This window comes from Siccirubricoccus sp. G192 (genome assembly GCF_019084075.1).
GTDB lineage: Bacteria > Pseudomonadota > Alphaproteobacteria > Acetobacterales > Acetobacteraceae > G192.
The window spans coordinates 4,133,788-4,150,652 of sequence record NZ_JAHREN010000001.1 but is presented as its reverse complement, the minus strand read 5'-3'; the positions used below and the strand labels follow the sequence as shown (position 1 = coordinate 4,150,652).

Here is a 16,865-nt window from a genome sequence, read left to right as displayed (position 1 = left end):
CCATTGCCAGGAGGCGCTGTTGTTGGCGAGGTCCGCATCCACCAGCCTGTCCCAGAACCAGGCAGCGCCCGCCTGCCAGGGTTGCAGCAGGTGCTTCACCAGCAGGCTGGCCGCAATCATCCGCACCCGGTTGTGCATCCAGCCGAACCACCGGAGCTGGCGCATGCCGGCATCGACGATGGGGTAGCCGGTCCGGCCACGCTGCCAGGCCCGCAGCAGCGCCGCATCAGGCTGCCAGGGGAAGGCGGCGAAGCGGCCGCGGAGCGGCACCTCCGGCAATTCCGGCCGGTGCCAGAGCAGGTGGTAGGAGAATTCCCGCCACAGGATCTCCGACAGGAAGGGCCAGGCGCGGGCCTGGTTTCCGCCGCTGGCCGCCAGCACCGCATGCCAGACCTGGCGCGGCGAGATCTCGCCCCAGCGGAGATGCGGCGAAAGTCCGGAGGAGCCCTCGATGCCGGGATCGTTCCGTGCCACCGCGTAGTGCCCCAGCGGCCCGGTGGTGAAGCGGGCGAGCCGGGCCGCGGCGCCGGCCTCGCCCGGCGTCCAGAGCGTGCCGAATTCCGCCGCCCAGTCGGGCTGCCGTGGCAGCAGCCGCCAATCCTCCAGGGCATCGCCCGGCGGCGGGTTCTGCACCGGGAGCAGCCGGGTGGGTGCCGGCAGCGGCGCCTCGGGCGGCGCCATCGCGGCCAGGCACTTGGCGAAGGGCGTGTAGATGGCATAGGGCCGGCCGCTGCCGCTCATCACCCGCGCCGGCTCATGCAGGGTGGCGGAGGTCACGAGGCGGAAGCCGCGCCCGGCGGCCGCCAGCGCCTCGGCCACGCGCCCGTCGCGCTCGCGGGCCCAGGGTTCCAGCAGGCGGCCGGCCAGGACCTCGCCGGCGCCGATGGCATCGGCCAGGGCCGGAATCACGATCTCCGCCCGGCCGCGCGCCCGCAGCAGCGGCGCGCCGCGGGAGGCGAGGTCGCGGCCGAGCGATGCCAGCGAGTGGTGCAGCCACCAGCGCGCGGCACCGCCGGGCGCCCAGGCGCCGGCCGCTGCATCGTCCAGCACGAAGACCGGCAGCAGCCTCCTGCCCTCCAGGGCGGCCAGGGCGGGATTGTCGGCGAGGCGCAGATCCTGGCGGAACCAGAGCAGGGCGGGGACATCCATGCCGTCCATTTGGGCCTGCCGGCCGGACTGGAACAGTGCCGCATGAAGTCGAACCGGTGTTGCGACGAGGCGTTGGGTGTCGCGGATCGGGTCCGTTACGGCCCTGGCACATGCAAGAAGGACGGCATTCCGTGCAATTCTGGAACAGACGGCGGCTCCTCGCCACGGGCGCGGTTGCGGTTGGCGGCCTGCTGGGCGCGCGCGGCGCAGACGCCCAGGTGCAGCCCCAGGCACCAGGCGTGCTGGGGCAGCGCAACGTCATCGACACCCTGGCCGCCGATGGCCGCTTCAACCGCTTCATCGAGCTGGTCGGCAGGGCCGGTACCACCGACCAGTTCCGGGCTGGCGGCAACATGACCGTCTTCGCCCCCGTCGACGCCGCCTTCGACCAGACCGCCTTCTCCCGCGTCCAGGACCTGCTCACCCAGGGCACCGGCGGGTCGGGTGGCGGCACGCTTTCGGGTGCCAGCCCGGATCCGGTGCGGCTGCGCGCCTTCGTCGGCTATCACGTGATCCCCGGCGTCGCGCTGACCCCGGCGCAACTGGTCGGCGACCGGCAATACCCCACGGTGAATGGCGCCATGGTGCGCGTCGCCTCCCAGGGTGGCGCGATCGCGGTCAGCAATCCGGCGCCGGAGCGGCAGTCCGGCTCCTTCGGGGCGGGTGGGCTGAACGTGATGCCGCCGGCAGCGGTGATAGGGCCGGAGATCATCGCGCTGAACGGCATCGTCTACCCGGTCAGCCAGGTGCTGTTCCCCTGACGCGGCGGCCTGCATCTTGCGGGCCGGTTCACGCCCTTCGGCTTCGCCTCCGAGCGACCGGACCACTCAGGCCCGCAGCCGTCTTCGCGCCGGGGCGGCGGGCATGCTGAACAACCGCTCCCGCCCCAGCAGGAAGAGCCGGGCGCCGCGCGGGAACAGCGTGGCGATGGCCGGGTCGCCGGCATCGAGCCCGCCGGCATAGGCGCCGAAGGCGGGCAGGATCACCCGCCTGGCATCGGCGACGAAACAGGGGCGGGTGATGCCGCCGGCCCGGGTCGGCATGGTGGCCTTGGGGTGGAAATGGCCGGAGATCTCGGCACCCTGGCCGGGGGCGGTGCTGGCCTGGTGGCGGAAGGTGAGGGGGCCTTCCTGCCATTCGGCCACCGGCTGGCCGGGCAGGGCATCGGGCGGCAGCGGGTCGTGGTTGCCCAGCACCCAGACCGGTTCGATCCCCTCCAGCAGGTGGCGCAGCAGCGCGGCATCGCCCACGGCCAGGCGCTTGGCGCCCCGGGCGTCGTGGAAACTGTCGCCGAGCAGCACCAGCCGCGCCGGTCGCCAGCGGCGCAGCGCGGCTTGCAGCCGCAGCAGCGTCTCCCGCGTGTCATAGGGCGGCAGGAAGCGTCCGGCGGCGGCGAAATGGCTGCCCTTCTCCAGATGCAGGTCGCCCACCGCCAGCAGGCGACCGGCCGGCCAGAACAGGATGCCGGCGGGGTCGAGCATCAGCCGCTCCCCGGCCAGATGGATGGGCGCCGCGGTCATGCGCGGCCCGGTGCGAAGCGGGCGCGGCGTTCCCCGCGCGGCCGCGCGCCCGGCTTTCCGGCATGGCGCGGCCGGTCCACCACGCCGGCGCGGACACGGATGCCCTCGGTCACATCGGCCAGGGTCTCGGCGAAGATCTCCTCGCCGCCCGTCACCTCCTCGACCAGCGCCGCGGCCTCGGCCAGCAGCGCGTCCTCGGCGCCGCCGGCCACCCATTCGCGCCCCTCCTCGATCAGCGCCGGCACCGCCAGCGGCGAGACGCGGGAGAGCCGCATGTGGCGGATGCGCCCCCTGGCGCGCGCCAGGATCAGGCCGATGCGGGCAACGTCCGTCAGCCCGCCCGCGGCTTCCTGCCGGGTGGCGCGCAGCAGCACGTGGTCGGGTTCGTGCTTGCGCAGCACGTCGTAGATCAGGTCGGCATTCATGGTCATCTGGCGGGGGCGCTTCTCGTGGCCGGGGTGGTTCTTCTCGATCAGCCCGGCGATGGTGGCGATGTTGCGGAAGGTGCGGCGGAGCATGCTGCTTTCCGCCATCCACTCCTCCAGCTCCTCGCCGAGGATGTCCTCCTCGAAGAGCCGGGCGACCTCGGTGGGCTCGAAGGCGGACCAGGTGGCGAGCACATAGTCGGTGGCAAGGTAGCCGAGCGGCCCGAAGCCGGCCCGCTCCATGCGCTTCGTCACCAGCATGCCCAGCGTCTGGTGCGCCAGCCGGCCCTCGAAGCAATAGGCAACGAGAAACCATCGCCCGCCGCGCGGGAAGGTCTCGACCAGCAACCCATCGGGCTCCGGCAGCGCCGAGCGGTGCCGTTGCAGGCGCAGCCAGTCCTGCACGGGCGGCGGCAATTCCCCCCAGGCCCGCGGCTCGTGCAGGATCGCCCGCACCCGGGCGGCCAGCCAGGTGGAGAGCGGCAGCCGCGCCCCGGAATAGGTGGGCACCCGCGGATCGCCCTCGCCGCCGCGCGAGACCAGGCAGGTCATGGCGTCCAGCGCCTCGAAGCGGAGCGTCTGGCCGGCGAAGAGGAAGCTGTCGCCGGGCAGCAGGGTGGAGACGAACCATTCCTCCACCTCGCCCAGCACGGGACCGCCGCGCAGCCGCACCTTCAGCAGCGGGGATTCGACGATGGTGCCGAGATTCATCCGGAGCTGCCGCGCCACCCTGGTGTCCCGCACATGCACCAGCCCTTCGGCGTCGCGGAACAGCTTGCGGAAGCGGTCGTAGCTTCGCAGCGCATAGCCGCCATCCTCGACGAAGCGCAGCACATCGTCGAAATCGCGCCGGCTCAGCGCGGCATAGGCGCCGCAGCGCGTCACCTCGGCATACAGATCATCCGGGTGGAAGGGCGCGTGGCAGGCCATGGCCAGCACATGCTGCGCCAGCACGTCGAGGCCGCCGGGGCGGGGCGGGTCGCCATCCAGCTCCTCCGCCCGCACCGCCTCCAGCGCGGCGGCGCATTCGATCACCTCGAAGCGGTTGGCCGGGACCAGCATGGCGCGGGAGGGCTCGTCCATCCGGTGGTTGGCGCGGCCGACCCGTTGCAGCAGGCGCGAGACGCCCTTGGGCGCACCCACCTGGATCACCTGGTCCACATCGCCCCAGTCGATGCCGAGATCGAGCGATGCCGTGGCCACCACGGCGCGCAGCCGCCCCGCCGACATCGCCGCCTCCACCTTGCGGCGCTGCTCCACCGTCAGGCTGCCATGGTGCAGCGCGATCGGCAGGTTGTCGTCGTTCAGCCGCCACAGCGCCTGGAAGCAGAGTTCCGCCTGCGCCCGGGTATTGACGAAGACGATGGTGACGCGCGCCCCCTGGATGCGGCGATAGACCTCCGGCATCGAGGCCAGGCCCATATGCCCGCCCCAGGGCAGGTGCCCCGCCGGCAGCATCACCGAAAGCTCCGGCGCCGCGCCGCCCCGCACCTGCACCAGCCGCACATCGGCGGGATTGCCGCTGGACGACAGGAAGGCCCGCAGCGGCTCGGGATGCGCCACTGTGGCGGACAGCCCGATGCGCCGCGCCGCCGGCGCCAGGCTGGCCAGGCGGGAGAGCGCCAGGCAAAGCTGGTCGCCCCGCTTGCTGCCGGCGAGCGCATGGATCTCATCCACCACCACCGCGCCGAGGCCGCCGAAGAACCTGCCGGCCTCGGGCTGGGAAAGCAGCAGCGCCAAGCTTTCCGGCGTGGTCAGCAGCAGGTTGGGCGGCATCTCGCGCTGCCGGGCGCGGCGGTTCTGCGGCGTGTCGCCGGTGCGGGTCTCGATCCGGATTGGCAGGCCCATCTCCTCGACGGGGATGGTGAGGTTGCGGGCGATATCCACCGCCAGCGCCTTCAGCGGCGAGACATAGAGGGTATGCAGCGCGCCCATCCCCTCGGCGCGGGGATGGCGCGCCAGGTCGATCAGGCTCGGCAGGAAGCCGGCCAGGGTCTTGCCGCCGCCGGTCGGGGCGATCAGCAGGGCAGAGTCCCCAGCCTCGGCCGCCCGCAGCAATTCCAGCTGGTGCGGCCGCGGGGTCCAGCCCCGCCGGGCGAACCAGGCGGCGAAAGGTTCCGGTAATGTTCGCATGAGCCCGGGAATATGGCGGCGTTCCGGCGGATGGGAAAGACCGCAGCGCGCCCTGATCCAGGCCCGCTTCTCAGCGGCGCCGCATCACCCGGCTCTCCGCATCACCTGCGCGATGGTCGCCGCCAGATCCTCCTGGCGATAGGGCTTGGCGAGGCGCGGCAGGTCGTCGCCCTCGCCCGGCAGCAATTCGGCAAAGCCGGTCGCCAGGATCATCGGCAGGCCGGGCCAGCGGCGGCGGACTTCCTGCGCCAGTTCCAGCCCGGTCATGCCGGGCATGGCGAAATCGGTCACCAGCAATTCGCAGGGTTCGCGCGCCAGCGTCTCCAGCGCCGCGGCGCCGGAGGCGGCGACCAGCACGTGGTGGCCGAGATCCTCCAGCATGGCCGCCGTGCCGGCCTGGATCAGCGGGTCGTCGTCCACCAGCAGGATATGGAGCGGCCGGGTCGCCACGGCTTCCACGGCAGGGGGCGCCGGCGGCTCGGCGGCGGCCGCCACCGCCCCGGCATCCACCGGCAGCCACAGTTCCACGGTGGTGCCGGCCCCGGCTTCGCTCAGGATGCGGAGCTGCCCGCCGGATTGCGCCGCCAGCCCATGCACCATCGACAGCCCGAGGCCCGAGCCCTTGCCTGGCCCCTTGGTGGTGAAGAACGGCTCGGTGGCGCGGGCGAGCGTCGCGGCATCCATGCCGGTGCCGCTATCCGTCACCGCGATGCGCAGATAGCTGCCCGGCGGCGCCTCCGGTGCCAAGCCCGGCGGCCGCCGCAGGCCGGGCGCCGTATCGGCCTCCGCCGCGATCCGCAGCTCGCCGCCCTGCGGCATGGCATCCCGGGCATTGAGGGCCAGGTTGAGCAGCGCCAATTCCCAACTGATTGGCATCGGCGCGGACCGGGGGCAGCCCCTCCGGCACCTCGATGCCGATGCGGATGGCGGGGCCGAGCGAGCGGCGCAGCAGGTCGGTCATGCCGCGGATCAGCCGGGCAAGGTCGATCGCCACCGGCCGCAACTCCTGCCGCCGGGCGAAGGCCAGCAGCCGCTGGGTGAGCGCCGCGCCACGCTCCGCCCCCTGCACCGCGCCATCCAGCAGGCGGCGGATGCGGGGCTCGTCCGGCAGGCGCTTCTTCAGCAGGTTCAGGTTGCCGAGCACCGCCATCAGCAGGTTGTTGAAGTCATGCGCGACCCCGCCGGTGAGGTGGCCGAGCGTCTCCAGCTTCTGCGCCTCGTGCAATTGCGCCTGGGCGGATTTGAGGGCGCTGATGTCGCGGCCCTCGGCCACCAGCAGCACCACCTGCCCGGCCTGGTCCGGCACCGGCTTGAGCGAGAAGTCGATGGTGGTGACACGCTCCCCGGTGCCCCGGACCTCGGCCTCGTAGCGGATGAATTCGCCGGCGGCGGCGCGGCGGAGGGCGTCGCGCAGCCTTTCCTTCGCGGCCTCGTCCACATCCCACCAGGGGGGTTTCCCAGAAGGGGCGGCCCACCACCTCCTCGGGCCGGCGGCCGATGAAGGCGAGGGCGGTCTCATTGGCCTCCAGCAGGGTGCCATCCGGCGAGAGCAGGCCGACGAACTGGAAGGTGGCGTTGAAGATGCCGCGGAAGCGCGCCTCGCTTTCGCGCAGGCGGTGATTCGCTTCCGCCAGGTCGCGGGTCCGCTCCGCCACGCGCCGTTCCAGGTCGTCGCGGGCCCGCAGCAGCGCGGCATTGGCGGCGGCGAGTTCCGCCTCCGCCCGTTCCTCGCGGCGGCCCACGGCGGCAGCGAACCAGGTCAGGGCGATCAGGCCGGCCAGCACGGCACCGGTCAGCCAAAGGCTCCAGACCAGGTTTCGGTGGAACAGGGCCAGGCCGCTCTCCACCGGGATGCCGACGGTGACGATGACCGGCCAGTCCGGCAGCCGGCGATGCGCCAGGATCCGCTCCCGCCCATCGATGGTGGCTTTGGTGCGGAGGGTGCCGGCGGCGGTGTCACGGAAGCGCTCGAAGGGCGTGGCCTGGGCCAGGGGGCGCCCGATATCCTCGGGCCGCAGCCCGGTCCTGGCGATGACCCGTCCCTGCAGGTCCCACATGGTCAGGATGGTGCCCGCCGTGGTTTCGGTGCTGAAGGTCGGATCCTGGAAGAAGCCGGGCCGGATGGCGACCAGCGCCACGCCATCCAGCGTCCCGTCCGGGGCATAGAGTGCCCGGCTGTAGGTGAAGAGGATCTCCTTGCTGAAGCGGCTGAGCGCCGCCTCCCCCAGATGCTGCTGGGCGCCGGCCAGATGCGCCTGGAACCAGCCGCGGTCGGCGAGCGTCACGGCCGGGACGGGAGCATCCGCGCTGGTCGCCACCGGCATCCCGGCGGCATCCACCACCATCAGGTGATTGCCGCTGGTCCGTTCGGCCAGCCGCCTCAGCCAGCGATGCACCGCCGCATTGCCGCGCAGCGCCGCGGTGCCGCCGAGGGCGGAAATCTGGACGGCCATGGCATCGGCGATCAGGTCGCTGGTTTCGAAGCTGCGCCGGGCATATTCCTCGACCATGCGGGCGAGGTCGCGGGCGCCCGCCTCGGTGCGGTCCAGCGCCGCCTGGTATTCGGCCCAAAGCGATGCACCGCGCATCCCGGCCAGAGCCAGGCAGAATATCAGGGCAATGAGGTAGATAAGGCGCCTGACGCGCCGGATGCCTGACATGGACCTGCCGAGCGCCACCACTCCAGTTGGGCCGTGCCGCCGGATGGGGCGAGACGGAATCTCTTATCGCATGCGCGACGTTTCGTGAGTAGGCGTCACGGGCTCAGGCTGCCGCGAAACGAAGGGTGGCCCGGGTGCCGGCGTCATTCTCCAGCCGCAGCGTCGCCCGGGCCTGCCGGGCGAGCCGCGGCACGAGATGGATGCCGAGGCAACCTTGCGGGGTGTTGCGGCCGACCAGGTCCGGCAGGCCGATGCCGTCATCGGCCACCACGACCTCCCCTAGGCCGGGGGCGGCCCGGCGCAGGGTCAGGCGGATGCAGCCGTTCCGGCCATCCGGGAAGGCGTGGCGGGCGGCATTCACCACCAACTCGTTCACGATCAACGCCAGCGGCGTCGCCTGCGCGACCGGCAGGGCCAGCCGGTCCTCGATGCGGGTTTCGAGATCGATGCCCGGCCGCCCGGCGACCTCAAGCGCGGTGCGGGCGGTCACTTCCAACTCGTCGCCGAGTTCCACCGCGGCATCACCGGTGATCCGGAACATGCGGTCCTGCACCAGGGTCGCCAGCATGATCCGGGTTGCCGCGCCGCGCAGTGCCGCCGCGACCGTGGGGTCGCTGGCCCGGCTCGCCTGCAGGCCGAGGAAGGAGGTGGTGGCCTGGGCGTTGTTCTTGACCCGGTGGTGCAACTCGGCCAGCAGCCGTTCCCGTTCCTCCAGGCTCTGGCGGTGTTCCTCAAGCGCGGACTTCATCTCGGTGATGTCGATGCAGGAGCCGAAATAGCCCGCGAAGGCGCCGTTGGCCTCATAGGGGCGGCCGCTGTCCAGCAACCAGCGCCAAGCGCCGTCATGCCGGCGGAGGCGGTAGTCCATGGAGAACTCGCGCCGCGCATCGAATGCCTCCGTATAGACCGCGAGGCAGCGGTCGAAATCCTCGGGATGCACGCCTTCGGCCCAGCCGAAGCCGAGTTCCCGTTCCAACGCGCGGCCGGTGAAATCGAGCCAGGGTTTGTTGAAAAAGTCGCAGGCCTTGCTGGTATCGGCACGCCAGATCATCACCGGCGCATGGTCGGCCAGAAGGCGGAAACGCTTCTCGTCGCCTCCCGGTGTGACTCCGGCCGCCGCTGCCTGCTCCTCCGCCATGCGGCCCTTGTCTTCCATCTGCAACGCCGTTGCGCCTCCGGACTCGTCTATCGCGCGGCAAGGCGCCGGGTTCCTTACCTGTGCCGCCCCGCGGGATGGCGTGTCTCCGTTTTCGCCGCAAGAGCAATGGCGGTAACGGTCCGCGGGCGGAGAGGAGCCTTCAGCACATTGGAATGTTCGAGATAATGGGAATCGTCCCGAAATTCCCCTGGCGCATTCGTTGCATTCTTGCATCCATGGCGTCTGGATGGAGTGGGGCGGCTGCGCTGGCCGTCAGCGCCTGGTATGGCGTGTTGATCAGTGAGCGGGCAGAGATGCCCGGGCGCGCTCCTGAGGCGGTGCGGCGGGCGTGGAAGACCACTTGCGGGGGCTCACCGCCGCCCTGGCGACAAGGCAGGTGAACAGGGTCGTGCTTCAATCCCGCCCCCTTGCTCTGTTGCAACCAGTGATATTCGTTACAGAACGTTCCTAAGGCGCAAGAAGAACCCTTGGCCAAGACCGTAGCGGCAATCAGTCTTGTTACGCAAGGACAATTAACCCCCACTCGCGTTTTCGTTCCGTGCAAATATCATTGCAAGGGCGTCCGATGCTCACGCCGGTTGGCCTCCGGTGGGGCCGGGCGTCTGATCCGCGCCACTCCGCGGGCGCCCGGCCTCCTTTCGACCCACCAAAAAGTCAGATAAATGCCGAATCATGTTTCGTGACAGCCGGCGGCGGAGCATGGCAGCCTGTCTCTGCCCGGTCACCGGGCTGCTGCTTGCGCCCCTTGGGTGGCGAGCAGATCTCCCATAGTCCCAGCCTCTGGCCCCCGCCGGATCACAGGCCCCGGCGGGGGCTTTCTTTTCGGCCGCGCCGCGCTGTGCTGTGCGGAAGCGCACACCGCGGGCTCCCTCTTCCGTGCACCCCTGGAGACAGGCGCGGGGCGGAGCGAGGCCATGGCGAAACATCCGAATGAGCCACCAGGCGGAAGCAGGGCGGACCACCCAAGGGCCGAGCCGGAGGGTGATGCCTTCACGCCATGGCTCCTATGGCTGGAGCGCAGCCTGCATCAGCGTTTCGATGCCGTTGCCGCCGAGCCCATCCCGGAGGATCTGTTGCGGCTGATCAAGGAGGATCGCCCGGAGCGGGAGCGGTTCAGGCTGCGCCGGGCCAGCAACCGGGATGAGTAGGAGATAGCTGCGCCCGGCGCAGGCTCGGCGGGCTGCCGTGTTGGGCCGCCTGCCAACCGCGCCCGCTCCACGGCCCTGGCCGCAGGCGCGCATCTGTTCCGGGCTTCCGTGTGAGGAAACCATCTATCGCCTGGACTCAGGCGGCGAGGGCCTCGTGCCTGGCCGGAGCAGCATCGACCGCCCAGCGGGCGAGGAAGGCGAGGCCATCCTCGGCTTTGGCGAAGCAGATCAGCACAGCGGTGTCGTCCCGCAGCGTCACGCTCCAACTGGTGCCGCCGAGACCGAGAGTCATATGGCACCAGCGGAAGCAGGCGGGGAGGCTGCTGGGGTGCTCATGGTCGCCGAGGCCGAGGCGCTCGAACTCGCTCTCGGGGATGATGACGCGCGCCTCGAAGACCCCAGACAGAAATCCGTTCTCCAGCATGTCGCCGCCGAACCGCCCCGATTCCATCCACATGGCCTTACCTCACGTTTTCGTGAGAAGGGGTATAGGGCGAATGTATTGGGCCGGGAAGTCATAAACTTCCCGAACCAATAATCAACCAGAAGTTGTTAAGTACTCAGGCCGTTTACATCAAGCCACGGGCTTTTCCAGTCGCACCACCTGCGGGGACTCGCAGGATGTGCCGGCGCCGGGATCCTGGACGGGGCGATCCCTTCACCACCGCCTTGCATCCAATGAGGGCTTGGCGGTGAGCCAGGGAAGTCTGGCTTATTCCCGTTCCGGCCCGCATCTCAGCAACGCGTGGGGCGGGTTGAAGGGGCATGGATCGGCTCTAAGTGCTTGATCCGAAAGCGCGGATCGCATTCCCACACACTCATGCCCCATCCCGAAACCTGGCTTCGTCCCACCCCTGCCGGGCTGCACTGCCTGCCCGGCGGCTTCCACATCGATCCATCCCGCCCGGTGGAGCGGGCGGTGATCACCCATGGCCATGCCGACCATGCCCGCCCCGGCCATGCCGCCGTGCTGGCGACGCCCGAGACCCTCGCCATCATGCGCGCCCGGATGGGGGAGGGGCGGGCGGGCGACCGGCAGCAGCCGCTCCGCTACGGCGAGGTGCTGGTGCAGAACGGGGTCCGGCTCTGGCTGCGCCCGGCCGGGCATGTGCTGGGCTCGGCGCAGGTCTGCCTGGAATGGCAGGGCAGCCGCATCGTGGTCTCCGGCGACTACAAGCGCGAGCGCGACCCCACCTGCTCCCCCTTCGAGCCGGAGAGCTGCGATGTCTTCGTCACCGAGGCCACCTTCGGCCTGCCGGTCTTCCGCCACCCCGACCCGGCCGCGGAAGTGGCGAAGCTGCTGCACAGCCTGGCGGTCTTCCCGGAACGGACGCATGTGGTGGGCTGCTACGCGCTCGGCAAATGCCAGCGGCTGATCCGGCTGCTGCGGGAGGCCGGCTGGGACCGGCCGATCCATCTGCACGGGGCGCTGGCCGGGCTCTGCCGGCTCTATGAGGAACTCGGCGTGCCGCTCGGCCCGCTGCTGCCGGCGACGGTGGCGGAGCGGGCGGCGCTCCGGGGCGCCATCGTGCTCGCACCGCCCTCGGGCGTCGCCGACCGCTGGGCGCGACGCCTGGCCGAGCCGGTGGTCGCGGTGGCGAGCGGCTGGATGCGGGTGCGGCAAAGGGCCAGGCTGCGCGGCGTGGAACTGCCGCTCATCATCAGCGACCATGCCGACTGGGATGCGCTGAACGCCACCATCGACGAGGTGGGCGCGCCCGAGGTCTGGGTGACGCATGGCCGCGACGACGCGCTGGTGCATGCCATGGCGCAGCGCGGTATCCGCGGCCGGGCGCTGCACCTGGTGGGGCTCGGCGAGGGGGAGGACGAAGAGGAACCGGGGGCTGCGGTGGCGGGCGGCGCATGAGCCTGCCGGCCTTCGCCGCCCTGCTGGAACGGCTGGTCTTCACCCCGGGCCGCAACGCCAAACTCGCCCTGCTGCGCGACTGGTTCGCGACCGAGCCTGACCCGGACCGCGGCGTGGGCCTGGCGGCGCTGACCGAGGAACTGGTCTTCACCGCCGCCAAGCCCGCCCTGATCCGCGACCTGGTGGCGGCGCGCACCGATCCCGTGCTGCTGGCGCTCTCCCATGATTACGTCGGTGATTTCGCCGAGACGGTGGCGCTGATCTGGCCCGCGAAGCCCGGGGTGAATGCGGCGCCGCCGGCGCTCTCCGAGGTGGTGGAGGCGCTGGAGCTGACGCCCAAACCCGAATTGCCGGGGCTGATCGCCGGCTGGCTCGATACGCTGGATGCCAGCGGCCGGCTGGCCCTCATCAAGCTGGTGACGGGTGGGCTGCGCGTCGGGGTTTCCGGCCGGCTGGCCCGGGTCGCGCTGGCGGAATGGGCCGGCAAGCCGGTGGAGGAGGTGGAGGAGGTCTGGCACGGCATCGCGCCCCCCCTACCTGCCGCTGTTCCGCTGGCTGGAAGGCCGGGCGGAGCGGCCGGACCCGCGCGACGCGCCGGTCTTCCGCCCGCTGATGCTGGCGCATCCGCTGGAGGATGCGGATGTCGCGGCGCTCCGCCCGGAAGACTGGCGGGCCGAGTGGAAATGGGACGGCATCCGGGTCCAGCTCACCGCCGGGCCGGGCGGGCGGCGGCTCTGGAGCCGCGGTGGCGAGGATGTCTCCGGGGGCTTCCCGGAGATCGTCGAGGCGATGGACTTCCACGCGGTGCTGGATGGCGAGCTGCTGGTGGTGCGCGACGGCGCCGTGGCGCCCTTCGCCGATCTGCAGCAGCGGCTGAACCGCAAGACCGTCAGCGCGAAGATGCAGCGCGACTTCCCGGCCGGCGTGCGGCTCTACGACCTGCTTTTCGAGGGTGCCGAGGACCTTCGCCCGCTGCCCTTCGATGAGCGGCGCCGGCGGCTGGAGGACTGGGTCGCCCGCGTCGCGCCCGCCCGGATGGACCTCTCGCCGCAGATCGCCTTCGGCAGTTTCGCGCAATTGGCGGAAATCCGCGCCGGCGCCCGCGCCGCCTCGATCGAGGGGCTGATGCTGAAGCGGGTCGACAGCCCCTATGTCGCCGGCCGCACCCGGGGCCTCTGGTGGAAATGGAAGCGCGACCCGCTCAGCATCGATGCGGTGCTGATGTATGCCCAGCGCGGCCATGGCAAGCGCAGCAGCTTCTACAGCGACTATACCTTCGGCCTATGGCGCCCGGACGGGCAGGGCGGGGAGGAGCTGGTGCCGGTCGGCAAGGCCTATTCCGGTTATACCGACCAGGAACTCACTTGGCTCGACCGCTGGATCCGCAACCACACGACCGGCCGCTTCGGCCCGGTGCGGGAGGTGGAGAAGGCGCTGGTGCTGGAAGTGATCTTCGACGCCGCCCAGCTCTCCACCCGCCATAAATCGGGCGTGGCGCTCCGCTTCCCCCGGATCGCCCGGATCCGCACCGACAAGCCGGCAAGCGAGGCGGACCGGCTGGAGAACCTGATGGGCTTCGTTGCGACGAGGGAAGCGGTGCCCGAAGCGGATTGACCGGGGCCGTCCCCCGTGGTGCGCTTGGTTCCAAGCAAGCCGTCGCGAGGAAACGCCCATGCCGATCGTCCAGAACCACGTCAAGCAGCGCCTGGACCGGGGCGAACTCGCCCTCGGCTTCGGGGTGCATCACCTGCGCGGCTCGGCGGTGGGCATGCTGGCGGCGGCCGCCGGCTATGACTGGCTCTTCATCGACATGGAACACGGCGCGATGAGCGTGCATGAGGCGACGCAGATCGCCATCGCCGCGCTGGGCCAGGGCATCACGCCGATCGTCCGGGTCTGCAAGGATGCGGTCTTCGAGGGCACCAGGGCGCTCGACAACGGCGCCATGGGCGTGGTGGTGCCCCATATCGACACGGCCGAGGAGGCGCAGGCGGTGGCCGCCGCCTATCGCTTCCCGCCCATCGGCACCCGCTCCTGGGGCGGCCCGCCCTTCGCCTATGATTTCAAGCCACCGGCCACCGCCGAGGCGCAGGTGGAGCTCAACCGGGATATCCTGGTGGCCTGCATGATCGAGACGCCGGAAGCGGTGCGGAATGCCGAGGCCATCGCCGCGACGCCCGGCGTGGATGTGCTGCTGATCGGCACCTCGGACCTCACGGCCTCCATGGGGATCGCCGGGCAGATCGGCCACAAGGATGTCTATGCCGCCTATGAAAAGGTGGCGGGGGCCTGCAAGCGGGCGGGCAAGACCATGGGCATGGGCGGTGTCTATGACGAGACCCATGCCGCCGCCTATATCAAGATGGGTGCGCGCTTCCTGCTCAGCGGCTCCGACCACAACCTGCTGATGGCCGGCGCCAGCGCCCGCAGCAAATTCCTGCGCGGGCTGCCGGTGGGGTAGCGGTGCCGGGACCGTCGCTGCCTGGCCGCCCTTTGCGCTGGCGCAAGGTGCGGCCGGCAGTAAGGGGTTAGAATCCCACCTGTCCGGCCAGCGGATCACTTGCGAATGGTTCTCATTAACGCTAACACTGGCCGCGACAGTTCGGAGTGAGCCCATGCCAGCACGCCCGCCGCGTCGCCGCCTCTGCCGCATCGCCGCCGGTCTTGCCCTGTTTTTCGCGGCCGGCGCGGCGGCGGAGGCAGAGGAGGTGCATCTCTATTCCTCTCGCCATTACGACAGCGACCGTGCCCTTTATGAGGCTTTCTCCAAGGAAACCGGCATCCGCGTCCGGCTGATCGAGGGCGATGCCGACCAGCTAATCGAGCGCATCCGCAACGAGGGCGCCAATAGCCCCGCCGATGTCTTCATCACCGTGGACGCCGCGCGCCTGGCCCGCGCCGCTGGGGCGGGAATCCTGCAGCCCTTCCGCTCGCCGGCGGTGGAGGGCCGCATCCCGGCGGGGCTCCGCGATTCTGGGGGGGATGTGGTTCGCCATCTCCCAGCGTGCCAGGGTCATCATGTATGACAAGCAGCGCGGCGTGCCGCAGGGCCTCACCCGCTACGAGGATCTGGCCGATCCGCGCTTCCGCGGCCAGATCTGCGTCCGCAGCGCCAACCACCCCTACAATATCAGCCTCGCCGCCTCGATCCTGGCCGCCGATGGCCCGGAGCGGACCGAGGAATGGGCGCGCGGCCTGGTCGCCAACATGGCCCGCCCGCCGCAGGGTGGCGACCGCGACCAGTTCCGCGCCATCCCCGCCGGGCAATGCGGCCTGGCCATCGCCAATACCTACTACCTGGCCGGCATCGGCGCCTCGGAGCGCGCCGAGGACAAGGCGCTGTTCGCCCGGATCGGCGTGATCTTCCCGAACCAGGCGGAAGGCGACCGGGGGACGCATGTGAACATCTCGGGCGCCGGCCTGGTCCGCACCGCACCGAACCGGGAGGCTGCCGGCCGCTTCCTCGACTACCTCACCAGCGACAAGGCGCAGCAGATGCTGGCGCTGGGCAATATGGAATACCCGGCAGTGCCGGACGCGCCGCTGCACCCCGCGCTCGCCGCCATGGGCCAGTTCCGGGCCGAGCCGGTGGACGCCGCCCGCACCGAGGCCCATGCGGGGCCGGCGCTGCAGATCATGCAGCGCGCCGGCTGGCGCTGAGGGGGGGCGGGGGATGATCATCTGCCTCTGCAACGCGCTCAGCGACCGGCAGCTTGCCGATGCGGTGGAGAAGGGCGCCCACCGCCCGCGGGAGGTCTATGCCGCCTGCAACTGCCAGGCCCAGTGCGGCACCTGCACCCGCACCATCCTGACCATGATCCGGGACGGGAAACCCGCGTCGGGGGCGGGGCAGGGTGCGCTCTCGTAGTCGTGCATGGCAGGCGGCCGGGGCACCGGCCAAACGGGGCGCCTGACCTGTGAGAGGGGAGCGGCGCCGTGCAATCCGACCCGAAGGTGATCGAGCACCTGAATACCCAGCTCACCAACGAGCTGACCGCGATCAACCAGTATTTCCTGCATGCCCGCACCTTGCGCCACTGGGGCGTGACGAAGCTCGGCAAGCATGAATACGACGAATCCATCGAGGAGATGCACCACGCCGACTGGCTGATCGAACGCATCCTGTTCCTCGGCGGCCTGCCCAATGTGCAGCGCCTTGACCAGGTGATGGTCGGCCAGACCGTGGAGGAGATCCTCTCCGCCGACCTCAAGCTGGAGGAGAAGGCGATGAAGGACCTCCGCGAGGGCATCGCCTATTGCGAGAGCGTGCGCGACTACGTCTCCCGCGACCTGCTGCGCCGCATCCTGGAAAACGAGGAGGCGCATGTCGATTTCCTGGAGCGCCAGTTCGACCTCATCAAGCTGATCGGCATCGAGCGCTACATCCTGCTGAACAGCGCCTCCGCCCCGGAGCAGGAGGCGGAGGCTGGCAAGGGCTGACGCTGACCGAAAGGCGGGGGGGCTACTCCCCCGCCGCGTCCAGCACGTGCAATGCATAGGTGAAGGCGGCGCCGGCATTCAGCGCGATGGCGACACCCAGCGCCTCCGCCATTTCCTCCTTGCTGGCACCCGCCACCTTGGCCTTGCGGACATGTGCGTCGATGCAGCCGTCGCAGCGGGTGCTGACGGCGACGGCCAGCGCGATCAGTTCCCGCGTCTTGGCATCGAGATGCTTCGTGGTGGCCGCGCCGCGGCTGAGCGCGCTGAAGCCTTTCACCAGCTCGGGGTGCAGGCCGTTCAATTCGCGGCCGCGCTCGCGCGCCGCGCCGTTATAGGCGTCCCAGTCCTTGATGGCGCTCATGCC

The 16,865-nt window shown here is 70.7% G+C and carries 15 protein-coding genes and 4 pseudogenes; 9 read left to right on the top strand and 10 right to left on the bottom strand.

The genetic code is table 11. The features are described from left to right. Positions 1-1,149, bottom strand: a pseudogene (locus tag KSF81_RS20050) (cryptochrome/photolyase family protein); the annotation flags it as partial. Between the two features lie 131 nt (positions 1,150-1,280). Between KSF81_RS20050 and KSF81_RS20045 the strand changes: the two are divergent. After that, entirely contained in the window at positions 1,281-1,910 is a 630-nt protein-coding gene (locus tag KSF81_RS20045; protein WP_217380466.1) for a fasciclin domain-containing protein, read from the top strand. Between the two features lie 66 nt (positions 1,911-1,976). On the opposite strand, the gene pdeM is transcribed toward KSF81_RS20045, so the two are convergent. From pdeM to KSF81_RS20020, 7 genes and pseudogenes are all read right to left on the bottom strand, one after another. Then, positions 1,977-2,669, bottom strand: coding sequence for a ligase-associated DNA damage response endonuclease PdeM (pdeM, locus tag KSF81_RS20040; protein ID WP_217380465.1), 693 nt, complete (start codon positions 2,667-2,669; stop codon positions 1,977-1,979). After that, the gene (locus tag KSF81_RS20035) at positions 2,666-5,227 is read right to left on the bottom strand and encodes a ligase-associated DNA damage response DEXH box helicase (protein ID WP_217380464.1); all 2,562 of its coding nucleotides are present in this window, start codon (positions 5,225-5,227) and stop codon (positions 2,666-2,668) included. Before KSF81_RS20035 ends, pdeM begins: the two co-directional genes overlap by 4 nt. An 84-nt stretch (positions 5,228-5,311) precedes the next feature. After that, the gene (locus KSF81_RS20030; protein WP_375293374.1) at positions 5,312-6,028 is read right to left on the bottom strand and encodes a response regulator; all 717 of its coding nucleotides are present in this window, start codon (positions 6,026-6,028) and stop codon (positions 5,312-5,314) included. Then, complete coding sequence (locus KSF81_RS31605; protein ID WP_309139627.1) at positions 5,922-6,500, bottom strand: histidine kinase dimerization/phospho-acceptor domain-containing protein; 579 nt, start codon at positions 6,498-6,500, stop codon at positions 5,922-5,924. The genes KSF81_RS20030 and KSF81_RS31605 overlap by 107 nt, the downstream gene beginning before the upstream one ends. Positions 6,501-6,530: 30 nt before the next feature. Further along, positions 6,531-6,746: pseudogene (locus tag KSF81_RS32335) on the bottom strand (hypothetical protein); the annotation flags it as partial. After that, a pseudogene (locus KSF81_RS32330) lies at positions 6,694-7,551 on the bottom strand (hypothetical protein); the annotation flags it as partial. The pseudogenes KSF81_RS32335 and KSF81_RS32330, both read right to left, overlap by 53 nt. Before the next feature lie 439 nt (positions 7,552-7,990). Beyond that, entirely contained in the window at positions 7,991-9,043 is a 1,053-nt protein-coding gene (locus tag KSF81_RS20020) for a sensor histidine kinase (protein WP_217380461.1), read from the bottom strand. 917 nt (positions 9,044-9,960) lie between these two features. Between KSF81_RS20020 and KSF81_RS20015 the strand changes: the two genes are divergently transcribed. Beyond that, positions 9,961-10,194, top strand: coding sequence for a hypothetical protein (locus KSF81_RS20015; protein ID WP_217380460.1), 234 nt, complete (start codon positions 9,961-9,963; stop codon positions 10,192-10,194). Between the two features lie 136 nt (positions 10,195-10,330). Here the strand turns inward: KSF81_RS20015 and KSF81_RS20010 are convergent, their stop codons facing one another. Next, positions 10,331-10,651 carry a hypothetical protein gene (locus KSF81_RS20010; RefSeq protein ID WP_217380459.1) on the bottom strand — a complete coding sequence of 107 codons (321 nt, stop codon included), beginning with the start codon at positions 10,649-10,651 and terminating at the stop codon, positions 10,331-10,333. A gap of 363 nt (positions 10,652-11,014) precedes the next feature. Between KSF81_RS20010 and KSF81_RS20005 the strand changes: the two genes are divergently transcribed. The 7 genes and pseudogenes from KSF81_RS20005 (at position 11,015) to bfr (ending at position 16,501) form a co-directional block, all read left to right on the top strand. Continuing rightward, positions 11,015-12,061: a ligase-associated DNA damage response exonuclease gene (locus tag KSF81_RS20005; RefSeq protein ID WP_217380458.1), complete on the top strand. Its 1,047-nt coding sequence runs from the start codon at positions 11,015-11,017 to the stop codon at positions 12,059-12,061. Next, a pseudogene (locus KSF81_RS20000) lies at positions 12,058-13,675 on the top strand (cisplatin damage response ATP-dependent DNA ligase). The gene KSF81_RS20005 and the pseudogene KSF81_RS20000 overlap by 4 nt, the downstream one beginning before the upstream one ends. A 58-nt stretch (positions 13,676-13,733) precedes the next feature. Further along, entirely contained in the window at positions 13,734-14,522 is a 789-nt protein-coding gene (locus tag KSF81_RS19995) for an HpcH/HpaI aldolase/citrate lyase family protein (RefSeq protein WP_254453639.1), read from the top strand. A 154-nt stretch (positions 14,523-14,676) separates the two neighbouring features. Beyond that, positions 14,677-15,087, top strand: coding sequence for an extracellular solute-binding protein (locus KSF81_RS30100; protein WP_254453638.1), 411 nt, complete (start codon positions 14,677-14,679; stop codon positions 15,085-15,087). Beyond that, positions 15,080-15,721 carry an ABC transporter substrate-binding protein gene (locus KSF81_RS30095; protein ID WP_254453637.1) on the top strand — a complete coding sequence of 214 codons (642 nt, stop codon included), beginning with the start codon at positions 15,080-15,082 and terminating at the stop codon, positions 15,719-15,721. The genes KSF81_RS30100 and KSF81_RS30095 overlap by 8 nt, the downstream gene beginning before the upstream one ends. 13 nt (positions 15,722-15,734) lie before the next feature. After that, the gene (locus KSF81_RS19985) at positions 15,735-15,929 is read left to right on the top strand and encodes a bacterioferritin-associated ferredoxin (RefSeq protein ID WP_217380457.1); all 195 of its coding nucleotides are present in this window, start codon (positions 15,735-15,737) and stop codon (positions 15,927-15,929) included. Between the two features lie 68 nt (positions 15,930-15,997). Next, entirely contained in the window at positions 15,998-16,501 is a 504-nt protein-coding gene (gene bfr, locus KSF81_RS19980; protein ID WP_217380456.1) for a bacterioferritin, read from the top strand. A gap of 22 nt (positions 16,502-16,523) precedes the next feature. On the opposite strand, the gene KSF81_RS19975 is transcribed toward bfr, so the two are convergent. Beyond that, complete coding sequence (locus tag KSF81_RS19975; RefSeq protein ID WP_309139736.1) at positions 16,524-16,853, bottom strand: carboxymuconolactone decarboxylase family protein; 330 nt, start codon at positions 16,851-16,853, stop codon at positions 16,524-16,526. Positions 16,854-16,865: the final 12 nt, after the last annotated feature.